General features: G+C 35.2%; 14 protein-coding genes and 1 riboswitch. Of the genes, 2 read left to right on the top strand and 12 right to left on the bottom strand.

The window, feature by feature from the left end:
- Window positions 1-8: 8 nt before the first annotated feature.
- Window positions 9-824 (bottom strand): spore cortex-lytic enzyme, encoded by an 816-nt coding sequence (gene sleB / locus KD050_RS19320; RefSeq protein ID WP_211893921.1) that lies wholly within the window; start codon window positions 822-824, stop codon window positions 9-11.
- 44 nt (window positions 825-868) lie between these two features.
- On the bottom strand, window positions 869-1,561 hold the full coding sequence (gene prsW / locus KD050_RS19315; protein ID WP_211893920.1) for a glutamic-type intramembrane protease PrsW: 693 nt from the start codon (window positions 1,559-1,561) through the stop codon (window positions 869-871).
- Window positions 1,562-1,629: 68 nt separating this feature from the next.
- On the opposite strand from prsW, the gene KD050_RS19310 reads away from it, so the two are divergent.
- A complete protein-coding gene (locus tag KD050_RS19310; protein WP_211893919.1) occupies window positions 1,630-2,595 on the top strand; it encodes an asparaginase in 966 nt (321 codons plus the stop codon).
- Between the two features lie 414 nt (window positions 2,596-3,009).
- Here the strand turns inward: KD050_RS19310 and KD050_RS19305 are convergent, their stop codons facing one another.
- The 7 genes from KD050_RS19305 to KD050_RS19275 form a co-directional block, all read right to left on the bottom strand.
- Entirely contained in the window at window positions 3,010-3,147 is a 138-nt protein-coding gene (locus tag KD050_RS19305) for a hypothetical protein (RefSeq protein ID WP_211893918.1), read from the bottom strand.
- 285 nt (window positions 3,148-3,432) lie between these two features.
- A complete protein-coding gene (locus tag KD050_RS19300) occupies window positions 3,433-4,410 on the bottom strand; it encodes a YpdA family putative bacillithiol disulfide reductase (protein WP_211893917.1) in 978 nt (325 codons plus the stop codon).
- Window positions 4,411-4,436: 26 nt separating this feature from the next.
- Window positions 4,437-5,204, bottom strand: a complete 768-nt coding sequence (locus tag KD050_RS19295) for a metallophosphoesterase (protein WP_211893916.1) — start codon at window positions 5,202-5,204, stop codon at window positions 4,437-4,439.
- Window positions 5,205-5,279: 75 nt separating this feature from the next.
- Window positions 5,280-5,912: a CBS domain-containing protein gene (locus KD050_RS19290; protein WP_211893915.1), complete on the bottom strand. Its 633-nt coding sequence runs from the start codon at window positions 5,910-5,912 to the stop codon at window positions 5,280-5,282.
- Between the two features lie 74 nt (window positions 5,913-5,986).
- Window positions 5,987-6,592, bottom strand: a complete 606-nt coding sequence (locus KD050_RS19285) for a LysM peptidoglycan-binding domain-containing protein (RefSeq protein WP_211893914.1) — start codon at window positions 6,590-6,592, stop codon at window positions 5,987-5,989.
- 80 nt (window positions 6,593-6,672) lie between these two features.
- On the bottom strand, window positions 6,673-8,088 hold the full coding sequence (locus tag KD050_RS19280; protein WP_211893913.1) for a RecQ family ATP-dependent DNA helicase: 1,416 nt from the start codon (window positions 8,086-8,088) through the stop codon (window positions 6,673-6,675).
- Window positions 8,081-9,115: a YpbB family protein gene (locus KD050_RS19275; protein WP_211893912.1), complete on the bottom strand. Its 1,035-nt coding sequence runs from the start codon at window positions 9,113-9,115 to the stop codon at window positions 8,081-8,083. Before KD050_RS19275 ends, KD050_RS19280 begins: the two co-directional genes overlap by 8 nt.
- Window positions 9,116-9,225: 110 nt before the next feature.
- Between KD050_RS19275 and KD050_RS19270 the strand changes: the two genes are divergently transcribed.
- Window positions 9,226-9,474 carry a ferredoxin gene (locus KD050_RS19270; protein WP_211893911.1) on the top strand — a complete coding sequence of 83 codons (249 nt, stop codon included), beginning with the start codon at window positions 9,226-9,228 and terminating at the stop codon, window positions 9,472-9,474.
- Window positions 9,475-9,805: 331 nt separating this feature from the next.
- Here KD050_RS19270 and KD050_RS19265 read toward each other — a convergent pair whose 3' ends face one another.
- From KD050_RS19265 to sigX, 3 genes are all read right to left on the bottom strand, one after another.
- Entirely contained in the window at window positions 9,806-10,399 is a 594-nt protein-coding gene (locus KD050_RS19265) for an ECF transporter S component (protein WP_211893910.1), read from the bottom strand.
- Between the two features lie 153 nt (window positions 10,400-10,552).
- Window positions 10,553-10,685: riboswitch (FMN riboswitch) on the bottom strand.
- Window positions 10,686-11,076: 391 nt separating this feature from the next.
- Window positions 11,077-12,324 carry a hypothetical protein gene (locus tag KD050_RS19260; RefSeq protein WP_211893909.1) on the bottom strand — a complete coding sequence of 416 codons (1,248 nt, stop codon included), beginning with the start codon at window positions 12,322-12,324 and terminating at the stop codon, window positions 11,077-11,079.
- Window positions 12,317-12,853, bottom strand: coding sequence for an RNA polymerase sigma factor SigX (sigX, locus tag KD050_RS19255; RefSeq protein ID WP_211893908.1), 537 nt, complete (start codon window positions 12,851-12,853; stop codon window positions 12,317-12,319). Before sigX ends, KD050_RS19260 begins: the two co-directional genes overlap by 8 nt.
- Between the last annotated feature and the right edge of the window lie 93 nt (window positions 12,854-12,946).

Genomic DNA, 12,946 nt, shown 5'->3' with positions numbered 1-12,946 from the left:
TTATCTCCTTATGAACAGAAAATATGCTGTCCAATTTTTTTAATTTGTGGTCGACTCCAAATCCATTCACTAGTCGCAGTTTCTGGATTGAAATAATAAATGGCATTTTCAGTTGGATCCCAGCCATTAAGTGCATCTAACACGGCTTCCTTTGCACGTTCATTTGGTTCAAGCCATATTTGTCCATCCGCAACTGCTGTAAAGGCTAAAGGCTGAAAAATTACTTCCGAAACCGTATTTGGAAAGTCAGCATGTTCGACCCGGTTTAAAATTACTGCCGCTACAGCAACCTGCCCTTCATAAGGCTCCCCTCGTGCTTCACCATATACAGCATTAGCGATCAGTTTTAAATCTTTTTCCGAATATTGTGGGGGTAGTTGCATATTTGTACTCTCTGCTTTTTGGTTTTTTACTTGCTTATCTAAATCCACCCCACCATAATGCGTAAAACTATTTCCTTTATTTATCTGCTCGTGAACAAATTCTTTGTTATAATCAGAAACGCCCACTAATTTTTTTTTGGTAGCTTCTCCAAGTAGACCGTCGATCGGAAGTCCGTATTTTTCCTGGAAATTTCTTAATGCCCAGTAGGTACTATAACCAAATTTACCATCTATCTCACTCTTATAAAATCCGATATACTGTAATCTTGCTTGGAGTTCGATAACGTCGTCTCCATAAGCACCTCGTTCTAATACTTGAGCAGAGAAAGCCTGGGTAGTTGGTTGCTCATGGATCAAAGAAAAACTAATTGTACAAAATAGCAAACTAATCAGGATGTATTTTATTTGTTTCAAACGACATCTCTCCTTTTTACTTAGCATGGAGTAAAATGTGTCAAAATATACAAAAAAAGTCTAGCACTTAGCTAGACTTTTTCTTCTACATAGTATTCATGATTCTTATATCTTTTTCTACGAGATAAAACATGGGCTTTCTTTACTTTGGACAAACTAAATAACCACAAAAACAGCATAAATGGTACCATCAATAAAAGCTCCAAGCCTGTAATACCTAGAATACTATTATAAATAGTGTGCAAGGTAAGTGGTGCTATCAATGCATAAACTATTTCATAACGTGATTTTGTTATGGTCGTGAATTTTGCTCTACCGATATAATACCCCATCAAAACACCAAATAGTGCATGACTGGAAACAGGAAGAATTGCACGTATAAATGCTTCCTCCATACCAAAATTCAATAAATACAATATATTTTCAACAGTCGCAAAACCTAGCGCTACGCTTGCACCATATAAAATGCCATCGTAGGGATCATCGAACTCCACATGCTTATAGATAGCTACAATAAGAACTAGCCATTTAAAAAACTCTTCTAGTGCACTCGTTACAATAGCTTGATGTATAAATGAAGAAGAAAAAATCTGTTCCTCTTGAAAAACATGTTGAATAAACAATATCGGAAATGTTAATATAGCGCCATATATAAATGTATGTAACAATAATCTGGAGGGTTCTGCAGAAATTTCTTTACGCAAGTAAAAATAACTTAACAGTGCTAAAGCAGGGGCTATTGCAACGGAAAGTAGTATGAACATAAGCTTACTCCTTCCATTTCATTATTACTATTATACCTTAAATACTCAAAATATGGGAGGTACTTACAATGAAAACTATTTTACTAATCCACACAGGTGGCACGATATCCATGCAAGTGCATGCAGAGACCGGAGCTGTTGTTCCAGCAGATCAAAATCCACTATTAATTGAGGCAGAAAAACTTAGATCATTAGCCAATATAGTGGAAATCGAGGCATTTAATCTTCCTTCACCCCATATTACTCCTGTCGAGATGTTGCAGTTGAAACAGCTTATTGACCAATATATTTTAACTGACGATATAGATGGAGTTGTCATTACGCACGGAACAGATACTTTGGAAGAAACTGCATACTTTTTGGACCTCACGGTTGATACGGAAATTCCAATTGTCCTTACAGGTGCCATGCGTTCTTCCAATGAGATCGGAGCAGATGGATTATATAATTTGATGTCTGCTATTCAAGTGGCTTCTTCCGATCATGCAAAAATGAAAGGTGTATTAGTTGTATTAAACGATGAAATACACACTGCGGAAAATGTGACCAAGACCCACACTAGTAATGTAAGTACTTTTCAGAGTCCACAATATGGACCTATTGGTTTTATATCTAAGTCAGTCGTACATTTTCATCATTCACCCAATCATCGTATCATTTTTCCAATCGAACACGTCGAGAAAAAGGTCACATTGTTTAAAGTATATGCAGGAATGGAGCCAGACTTGCTAAAAGCCTCGATAGATTTAGGGTATGATGGAATAGTGTTGGAGGGCTTAGGTCAAGGAAATGTACCCCCAAGCCTTGTTTCTGTCATTGAAGAAACATTAAATAAAGGAATTCCGATTGTGTTAGTATCCAGATGTTTTAACGGAATTGCGCAAGACGTGTATGGTTATAAAGGTGGAGGGAAAGGTCTTAAGGATGCAGGAGTGGTTTTTGCCCAAGGTTTAAATGGACAAAAAGCACGACTTGCCTTACTAATAGCATTGAACCATCCCGACCCACAACAAGCAATCGAGTGTATTTTTTAGAGGTAAGTTTTGTAGGTTATTAAAGAGTAGCTTTCGTAACTCAGTGAGTTTACGGCAAGCTACTCTTGTTCAATTGTAGTAATAAAGTGAAGTTAATTGTAGAAATAATTAAGTAATTCCTCATTTTAATAATAACCGTTTTACAAATGACCATTTACTTGCGTTCCCATGCTAGTTACTTGAATTCAATAGTATTTTATTAACTCTATCGAATGCGTTACTTACTCTCCTTTGTGGGGTACTTTCTCTCTCTGAGGATTTACTTGCGAACAGGAAATATATCCATTTTTGACTAACATCCTTTTAGTAAATTATCTTTTACTAACTCAAATCGTATTTATTTAAATAAAACAAAAACACCGTTCAGTATCGAACGATGTTCTTATATGAATCCTGTTTTAATAAAAAAATATATTATTGACTATTATCTTCTGTTTGCTCAGTAGGTTCTTCGGTCGGATCTGGCTCATCTTCATCGACACCGTTACAGCCGAATAAAAACCCTGTTGATAAAATAACAGACACAAGCGCAAAAGTATGTTTTTTCTTCATCCTAATCCCTCCATTTCTGCATCTACTCCCGTTAATGTTTCCCACTTCTTAAAAAGTATTCATTTGACGCTGAAAAAGTATTATTTTTAGCCATTTGTTCCTTTCGACGATAATGATAATTTCAATCGGGTCTTCATCATTTTCATCGCTTAGTTTCCCGATTTCGGCTTTCGTCCTAGTTTAAAATAAAACAAAAAAATCACCCCTAATTCAAAAATTTAGGGATGATTTTCTATAGACTCGGACTATGGAACGCCACTTAAATCTTTGACGATTAAATAATCATTACTTGTCGTCTTGTTTTCTTTTTATCTCTTTTGCAATTTGCTCCCCGTGGAAACGTCCATTTTCAATAAAAATTTCATTTGCGTTATTACCAGCAGCAATAACACCAGCAATGAAAATTCCTTCTACATTCGTTTCCATCGTTTCTGAATTAAAAGCTGGTCTTCCTGTAGCTTCATCGATTTGAATACCCATTTGCTTTAAAAATGCATGATCTGGATGATAACCAGTCATTGCAAATACATTATCATTTCGTATTTGGAATTCTCCTGTTTGACTATTTTTTAATATTACATTAGATGCGCTAATTTTTAATACTTCTGTATTAAAATGCATTTGTACTTCATTATTTCTAACGAGACCATCAAACTCAGGAAGGACCCATGGTTTTATACTTGGCGAATACTCGCTTCCACGATAAACTACAGTCACATTAGCTCCAGCTTTGTTTAGTTCTAGAGCTGCATCGATAGCCGAATTTTTCCCACCTATCACTAAAACATCTAAACCGAAGTATGGATGCCCCTCTTTAAAATAATGATGTACCTTCGCTAATTCTTCACCAGGAATGTTCATATAGTTCGGGTGATCATAATAACCAGTTGCAATGACTACATATGTTGCCACATAAGTTTCCTTAGAAGTGTGTACCTTAAAATTTTTTTCTTGTTTCTCTACTTTTTGCACCTGTTCATACTTATGGACATCAATATTATTTAGTTTTGCCACTTCTCTATAGTAGACTAGCGCTTGGTTTCTTTTTGGCTTTCTCTCCTCTACTATAAATGGAACTCCGCCAATTGATAATTTCTCACTAGTACTAAAAAAAGTCTGATGTGTGGGATAGTTATAAATAGCCTCAACCACATTCCCTTTCTCGATTACAACGGTTTTTAATCCAATATTTTGCGTAGAAATAGCAGTTGCTAACCCACAAGGTCCTCCCCCAACTATTAATACATCTACCTGTTGATACACAAAAAAACTTCCTTTCTTTTATTCACTTAATGTCTTCCACTAATCGTTACTAGATGACATTCCGATTTTGCACCAAGTCTCAATGGAACAGCTGTTGTTCCATACCCATTACTAATGAGCTCTGCACTATTTTCTTTTTCACGATAGCTTCCCTTTTCATAAATCCCAAATGGTCCAAAGCGTATTTGCCCACCATGAAGATGACCAGCTAAAAGAAGATGTGGCTTACTTATCTTTTTGGCATTATTGAAATACACAGGAGCATGGGTTGCAAAAATGATGACATCCGATTCTTCAACGTCTTTGTACGCCTCATATATTTTTACATTCCCCGCAAATCCATCATTAATCCCAACTATACGAACAGAATAATTGTTTTTTTCAAATTTAACTGAGCTATTTTCCAATATATGAACGTCATGGGCATCTAAGATACTCCGTAAGTTTTGTTCCCCAACTTCTCGATCATTGTTACCGAACACGTAACAGGTACTACCTAACTTGGCAAGATTCTTAATATTTTCATTAGTCCGTTTTAACGGGACGCCTCTTTCTGTCAAATCTCCTCCAATTATTACTATATCTACTTTTCCGATGAGGTTTTGAATAAGTTTCTCACTTAATTTTCTCCGATGGATATCAGATATGAAAAAAATATGAAATTGACTGTCCTTCGTCCATTCGTCAATTAATAAAGAGTGGGTATGAACATTTGTTTGAAAAGCTAAAAATAACATATACAAAAAAATACTAAAAAATATAACCAATACAATACCAATTATCCATCCAATCAAGTATATCCCCCCAAACAACATGGAAAAGGACAGGGAAATTCCCCTGTCCTACATTCGTGTCTAATATTGATAATTCTACTCTTCTTTGTCAATATGTAAAACACGAAACCCTGACTTTTCTAGATCAGCTAAAATCCGATCTATCTTTGAATCGTTTTCAATCTTTAATACAATACGTCTAAATAGTTTATCTGTTTCATCAAAAGTAACGATTGAAATGACTGAGGCATGATATTTATGAAGCACATCCGTCATTTTTTGAATCCGCCCCTCCGATTCCACAGAAGTGAATGTAATACGTGTTCCTTTACTATTCATACCAAATGCACTTTTAAATTGTTCAACTGCGTCATAACGGGTGACCAATCCAAGAAATTTCCCTTCCTCAACCACAGCTATGACTGGAAAATCATGAAGCTTAATCATTGCATTTTCAAAAACTTCCTCGTAGCGAACAAATATGTCTTCGTTCGTCATAATATCTGTTACTTTTGTTTGCTCCATGAAAGCGTCATTATCAAGACTGCTATAGAAATGAGCTTTATACAAAAGGTACTTATTGAACATACCTACATATTTTCCATTATCTAGAATCGGTAAAGCATCCATTTCTTTTTCTTCTAATTTACGGAGAGCCGACGATACCGTCGTATCCACTTGAACAGTTATACATTTTTCTTTTGGGATCATCACACTTTTTACAAACATATTAGCACCTCTTCCAACTTAGGATATACTTTATATATTCAACATTTGTGAAAAATATCCTTCTTTCTTTACGTTTAAGGGAGCACTAGCTTTTGTCCAACTGCAATTTCATTCGATGTTAGACCATTTGCAGACTTTATTTTTTCGACTGCTGATGGATCATTATAATAATTTACGGCTATACGATATAGTGTTTCATTTTCCTTTACTATATGCGTTTTAGAACCGGCCACATCGGTAGGCTCTGTTTTCTCTACTGGAGTTGGTTCTTTCTTTGGCTCTTCAGTAACTTCCTCTTTTGGTTCTTTAACTGATTGCTCTGTTTCTTTAGGAGTAGTTACTACTGGAGTTTCTACTTCTTCTTTGACATCTGCTTCTTCTTTAGGAGTATCCTCTTTTTCTGTTCCATTATTAATTGTCTGTGTTTCAACATGTATCGTATCATTTTTTACTACTTCTGCTTTATCTGGATCAGCTTCATAGAAAAATTGCACATAAATAAAGATACTAACTGGTATTAATATAAAAATACAAAAGACAGTAGGAATTAATAAGTTTCTAGATTTTTTCTTTGGTTTCTTATTTGAACTTCTACTTCTTCTCATTTCATTGGAATCGTCATCTTGTCCAATGGATTGTCGATGTTCGTCGATTTTTTTTTGATAATCATCTTGGTTCATTTTATTCAAACTCCATTTCTACCTTCATTTCTACTTCTATTATGACGAATATTGTAGAAAAAGTAAACTTAACAAAAGTATTAAGATGGGAGGAGAGAATTTAGTCTATCCTTCCAATTCAATTCGTCTTGGTCATTTTTTTCATCTGATCTTTTTCGTAAGATGCTTGAAACGTCTAACTTACATTTGGAACAACAATAGTAAGGTTTTTCTATCAATGGTTGGTCAAAAAAATGTAGTAGCTGCTGACGTAAACAAATATCGTTTTGTATCATCGAGTAAAAACTTTGTATATCCTGCCACTTTTTTTGTTTAATTTGCTTAAATAATTGAATAGTTTCTTGTTCATTTAATTGCTCTTTCCAATAAGTTAGAATACGTGCTGTAGTCTCTGCCTGTTCGACTTCAGAATACTCAGAGTGATAAGCAATATGAATGTCTTGCTCCTCTGGAAAGTCTTGCATAGCTACGTAAAAAGTTTGGTCAACATCCGTAGAAGTATATAAAAGAGAGGCGATTGCTTGATTGCCATCTCTAGCAGCCCTACCAACCTCCTGCATATAACCTGCTACAGATGTAGGAATATGATCATGAATAATTTGTCTAATATTATCTTTGTGGATACCCATTCCAAAGGCGTTAGTCGCACAAATCCAATCTAATTGCCCTTGCTGGAACTGTTGCTGGATTAATATCCGGTCACTTTGCTCCATTTTGGCATGGTAATAGGCAACAGAAATTCCTTGTTCTCGTAGCATCTCTGCATAAACTTCCGTCTTTTTACGTGATTGAGTATAAATTATCCCTGGACCTTCTGTTGTGGTGACTCTACCTATAATCCAGTTCATTTTTTCTAGATGATTTTCTACCTCGACCATTTCATATGCAATAGCAGGTCGATCAAGTGAATGAATGTATTCAAATGGTTTTTTCATCCGTAAAGTCTTTTTAATATCCCCCACAACTTCTTTTGTCGCAGTTGCTGTTAACGCAAGAACGTTCACAGTTTTTAGTGAATGTAACCAATTGGATATTCTTAAATAATCAGGTCGAAAATCAAATCCCCACTGAGAAATACAGTGCGCTTCATCGGCCACGACATATGCGATGGAAAGATTTCTAAGCGCTTGGTTAAATTGTTCATTTTGCAGCATCTCTGGTGAAGTGAATATGAATTTATAATCAGCTAGCTGGCGTATCGCCAATTCTCTTTCCTGAAATGGTAAAAATGAATTGATGGCAATAACTCTTTTTTCCCCTAGTATTTTCAATTGCTCCACTTGATCCTGCATAAGAGATAAAAGAGGCGAGACTATAATCACAGTTCCTTCCATTAGGTAAGCTGGTAGCTGATAGAGAAGGGATTTTCCCATGCCAGTAGGAAGTATAGCGACAACATCTTTTCCATCTATAATTTGCTCAATTACTTCTTGTTGACCTTCTCGGAAGTTTGCATGGCCGAACTTTTTCTGAAGAATTTCATATAATTTATTCATGAATTTGTTCTCCCTTTGTCAATGCTAAACGCACTTGAAAGTAACTAACTTCTGGTAATCTGTCTTTTATTAATGTAAGTTTTTTTGTATGTAACTCGTTTGATAGATGAAGAATTCCTTCTACTTGCTCACTAGAAATAAAAGGTGAAATAGAGAAGTTTTTATTGTTTGAGACTATTTCAATAACATGATCCTCTATTGTGTTAATCTTCAACTTTCTTATTCTAGCAATTTGTTCAATAGAATATCCCTTCTCAAATAGGCTATTTGTTCTAAAAGCAGATTCAGTTAGAGGTGAATCAATATGAATATCTTTAGCTAAATCGAATAACCGAGGACTTGTCTCCATCGAAATATTGTCTAACATACAATGTAAGCATTCTAAAAAAGTAATTTTGATATCCAAATCAGTCATTTGATAGTAGCGAGCCAGTTGTTCCCATGTCAAACCAGTTTTGTTATAGCCGCTGAATCTATAAACAAATAATGTTCTGTGTATGTCATCTAAAGTAGAATTTTCAAGTAAATGAAATATTTCTTGCTTAATATCATTCTTTAAGTTGGAGTGACGAAAATTATGCTGAATTAAAAAGTCTTTAACAAAATGCTGATTAGCAATATCCTTTTGATTTGGTACAAATTTTTTCTCATTTGCTTGAAACTGTGATAGCGTTTGGACAACCAAGTCGATTCTTTTCCAAAAGATTTGTTCCTTACCTCTATATTGCCAACCGTTTAAGCGAAGCTTTTTATCTTGAGGTAATGCTTTTACTCCTTTGTTAGTTATATAGACAAGTGATTCGTTTAACTGGATAAACTCTTCTTTAAACAAATCATTAATCGCTGTATCATAATCTTCCTTCGATAATTGTGGAAGGATAGAGAAAAAAGCATGAAGTTGAAAATATGTCACATCTTGAATAGTTTGCCCTGACTTTTTGCCTTTTAATAAATAATATGGAGCATTCTCAGAACGTTGACCGGTTATTTTATGTATAATAAATAGTAATATTTGATGAAAATGCATAGGAATACCTCTCTTTTCTGAAGTATTTTGGTTGAAATGTATGGAAAACATCTTTAGAATGAATACGATAGCATATTCGTTTTAGTAGTTACAAAGGAGAGAATATAATAATGGCAAAATATACAATTGTAGATAAAGATACATGTATTGCATGCGGAGCTTGTGGAGCCGCTGCCCCAGATATTTATGATTATGATGATGAAGGTATTGCCTTCGTTATTTTAGATGATAACATGGGTACAACAGAAGTTCCAGAAGAACTAATGGAGGATATGGAAGATGCATTTGAGGGTTGTCCTACTGATTCTATTAAAGTAGCAGATGAGTCTTTCGAAGGCGACGCACTGAAATACGAATAGTATATTGAATGGTGGTTGTGACTTTGTCATGATCACCATTTTTTAAAGATTAAGAAAGTATATAATAATGTCTTGTAACCACTGAATTCATGATAGTTTAAATAATGAATAGTACTAGTGATTTCCATTTCAGATGGAGACAAAGGAACGCTGGCTAAGACGCCACCTCGTGTGGCAACGCCTTCGTGACCAACATCCTGTTGGCCTACGCGTGGAACGGAAATCAGAGTATTACACTCCAAATTACTCTGATTGGAGCATTTTCTCTTAATCACTTCATTTTTTTCCTCTTAAAAAAGGTTGTTCCTCCTAATGGAGAAACAACCTTTTGTTAATTTGTATTAGGTTTCATATATGAATTAGTTACCTTATCAAGCAATGGTTTCATTCGTTTGAATAATACAATCATCACAATAGTTACTAATATACCTTTAATCAAATTAAAAGGTAATATACCGAATATGATAGTATTAAACAAGGCAGAACCTGTTTCCATTGGGAAATTTAAGAAATAAGTGTACATAGGTAAGAACACATAATAATTTAATACACTCATTCCAATCGCCATAGAGACTGTACCTGCTCCAAGACCAACCATAATCCCTTTTGACGTAGTAACTTTACGGTAAATCAGATACACAGGTGCTAAAAACAATATACTAGTTACAAAGTTAGCCATATGTCCCACAGGTACACCAGTTGGACTCCCTGCAAATAGCCAATCTAACACATTTTTTAAAAATGCAACTAGAATTCCTGCTACCGGACCCATCGTGATTGCAGCGATTAAAGCTGGTATATCACTAAAGTCCACCTTCAAATAAGCCGGTAAAACCGGTAATGGAAATGCAAGTAGCATTAAAACAAAAGAAATACTACTAAGCATTGCGACTGCTATAAGCATCCGCGTTTTGCCTTTTAACATAAAATCCTCTCTCCTTTTGCGATTCACTCCACAAGAAGAAAGGTTCAGCACGTTTGCATACTTAAAGAATCCCTTGAACTAATAAAGTCCAAGGGAGAAACAAGGTACACTTAAATAAGCGTATCCGTATAAGCATACGAAAAACGACTGCACCTTCACCTTCTCCCATCCAGACTATACTGTCGGCTTTGGAATTTAACCAAATCAACCTGTTAAGGTTCGCGGGCTGAAGAAATAAATTTCTAATACCGCCGGTCGGGAATTGCACCCTGCCCCGAAGATGAATCAATATTTTATTGTCCTTCAAGAATTATCTTGAATTAATAACATTTTATCAAATAAAAACAATATATGCAACAGACCTGTTTGTAATTAGGAAACAGCTTAATATGTTTTGTTTCAAAACAATTAATAATCCATAATCCAGAAAAATTTATAACCTTTTCCGACTAATTTACACTGATTCATAGAAGTTACATGGGCTATAATAACAAATATATTGGTTATTTCGCATTATTTGTGGGTTATATGTGAACCTGAATGGGCGGGCTTTCGACTCTTTTTTACTCCTCGGTAGGTTATTTATGGGCTATTTGCACAATTTCTATTAGGTTGAAAAGCACTTCAAAACAAAAAATGCCATGCTTAATTTAATAAGCAATGGCATTTTACGAAATTTATTTGGTTTGCATAGTAAAACCATTCGGTCCAATTGGAACTGGAAGTGGGCTAGTCATATCTATTCCATTCCAATTTTCTTGTACGACATTCTCTAATTGAATGGATTGATTAAAGCTTGCAGCTGTTAAGGAAAAAGCTTCTATAAATCGAGATGCCTCACCCGCATCAAATGATTCCAAGTTTAAAGGTTCATCGAAGTGCACTACAAAACCTTTATCCTCTTGTACTGTATAAGTAACATCATTCGGTATAACAGAAGTATAAATATCATTTTCCGGATTTTTCATACCTATCAAAGCTTCTGTTAGTGTAGTGAATGTATTATTAAAATTAGGTGTTAAATAAGTCTCTTCGTTAAAAGCCTTATACGCAAAATAATTTACCTTTTTCTCTGAACCTGTTAATACCACAGGTTCATCTAAAGTCCCGACCTGATCCCATTCAATCGGTGAGCCGTCTTCATTTACTCTTAATAATGAATCAAAATCACTAAAAATTTCATTGATAGAAGAGAGATATGGTGCCGCTGCTCCAGGGGCAGTATCGTAACCATGATCTACTGGTAAATAATGCTTTAACATTTTACCATCAACCAAAAAGTAGCCTTTGTAAGGATGATATTCTTGGAATCCAAGGGAAGTTTCATCAATCCCAAACGCATATTTTTCATATAGCTCCAAGCTATTCGGTGTCTTGCTTGGAAAATTATTTTCTATTTGTTCCTTAGGAATTACAATCGTGATTGGTACAGAAAGAGCATTTTCTAACAGAGAAAAATGAAAAACTGTTCCGCCATTTAAATCATTCTCGTAAACTGAAGTATATGGACTACCAAGCGGAACTATTTCAAACGGAGCCGCTACTTTTCCAGACATAACCGACATATCATTTGACTTTTCCTCTTCTACGTCACCAACAGTGGCTTCTTCATATATTTCCATCGTTCTCATATTATCGTTTGCCGTTGATGACTCTGCAGCCTTATCATTGGTGGAACTCTCATTATTATTTATATATGAGGAGACGAGAACTGTTAATATTAATACGGATGCTACGGAAATGATATAAGGCATCCATTTATTCATTGAAACTCCTATACGCTTCCTATTTTCAGTTTTCTCCTGAGTTTCTATCTCCGACTTTATCCGTTGGTATATTTCATCCTTCGAGCGTTTATCTGTAAACTTAGGCATATTATTTAATAGTTCATCTAATACACGATCTTCTGGTTTTTTCTCACTCATGATGAACATCTGCCTCCTTTTGCTTATCAGATAATCGCTCACGAAGTGCTTTTATTGCACGATGTTGCGTTGTCTTCACTTTCCCTTCCGACCAATTTAGAATTTCTGACGTTTCCGCAATCGAAAGCTCCTGGAAATACCGCATGATAATTACCATTTTCTGATCCCCAGTACAATCATCCAATGCAACTAATAATGTTCTCATCTCATCATTAAGTTGTACTAAATCTTCCGGTAGCATATCTGAAGATGCAAGTTGCATCGTTTCCCAGTCAAATGAGTCGAATAACCTCTTTTTTCTGACGGCCTGTTTTCTAAAATGGTCAATTGCTATATTTTTTGCTATTGAAAATAACCATGTTTTTTCTGAACTTTTTCCCTCGAAGCTACTATAAGCTTTAAGTACTCGTACATATACTTCTTGGACCAAGTCTTCCGCAGTTTGTCTATTTTTCACCAAATATATGAGAAACTGAAAAACATCTTGATGATATGTATCATACAAGCGGTGGAAAACGGAGTCATTCATAGGCTCCCCCCGTTCTTTCAATTAGTCGTTTCAAGTCCGTTTTTGTTACACGGCTTTTATCACTTATTTACGGGCAGGCCGATTCAAGTCGCC

It is taken from the genome of Psychrobacillus sp. INOP01, assembly GCF_018140925.1.
Lineage (GTDB): Bacteria > Bacillota > Bacilli > Bacillales_A > Planococcaceae > Psychrobacillus.
Note: the sequence above shows the minus strand (reverse complement) of the source record. Positions and strands in the feature narration are given on the sequence as shown.

Excerpts from the sequence above, each read along its gene's own strand:
- sleB (WP_211893921.1), bottom strand. The coding sequence starts at position 824 with ATGCTAAGTAAAAAGGAGAGATGTCGTTTGAAACAAATAAAATACATC.
- prsW (WP_211893920.1), bottom strand. The coding sequence starts at position 1,561 with ATGTTCATACTACTTTCCGTTGCAATAGCCCCTGCTTTAGCACTGTTA.
- KD050_RS19310 (WP_211893919.1), top strand. The coding sequence starts at position 1,630 with ATGAAAACTATTTTACTAATCCACACAGGTGGCACGATATCCATGCAA.
- KD050_RS19305 (WP_211893918.1), bottom strand. The coding sequence starts at position 3,147 with ATGAAGAAAAAACATACTTTTGCGCTTGTGTCTGTTATTTTATCAACA.
- KD050_RS19290 (WP_211893915.1), bottom strand. The coding sequence starts at position 5,912 with ATGTTTGTAAAAAGTGTGATGATCCCAAAAGAAAAATGTATAACTGTT.
- KD050_RS19285 (WP_211893914.1), bottom strand. The coding sequence starts at position 6,592 with ATGAACCAAGATGATTATCAAAAAAAAATCGACGAACATCGACAATCC.
- KD050_RS19280 (WP_211893913.1), bottom strand. The coding sequence starts at position 8,088 with ATGAATAAATTATATGAAATTCTTCAGAAAAAGTTCGGCCATGCAAAC.
- KD050_RS19275 (WP_211893912.1), bottom strand. The coding sequence starts at position 9,115 with ATGCATTTTCATCAAATATTACTATTTATTATACATAAAATAACCGGT.
- KD050_RS19270 (WP_211893911.1), top strand. The coding sequence starts at position 9,226 with ATGGCAAAATATACAATTGTAGATAAAGATACATGTATTGCATGCGGA.
- KD050_RS19265 (WP_211893910.1), bottom strand. The coding sequence starts at position 10,399 with ATGTTAAAAGGCAAAACGCGGATGCTTATAGCAGTCGCAATGCTTAGT.
- KD050_RS19260 (WP_211893909.1), bottom strand. The coding sequence starts at position 12,324 with ATGAGTGAGAAAAAACCAGAAGATCGTGTATTAGATGAACTATTAAAT.
- sigX (WP_211893908.1), bottom strand. The coding sequence starts at position 12,853 with ATGAATGACTCCGTTTTCCACCGCTTGTATGATACATATCATCAAGAT.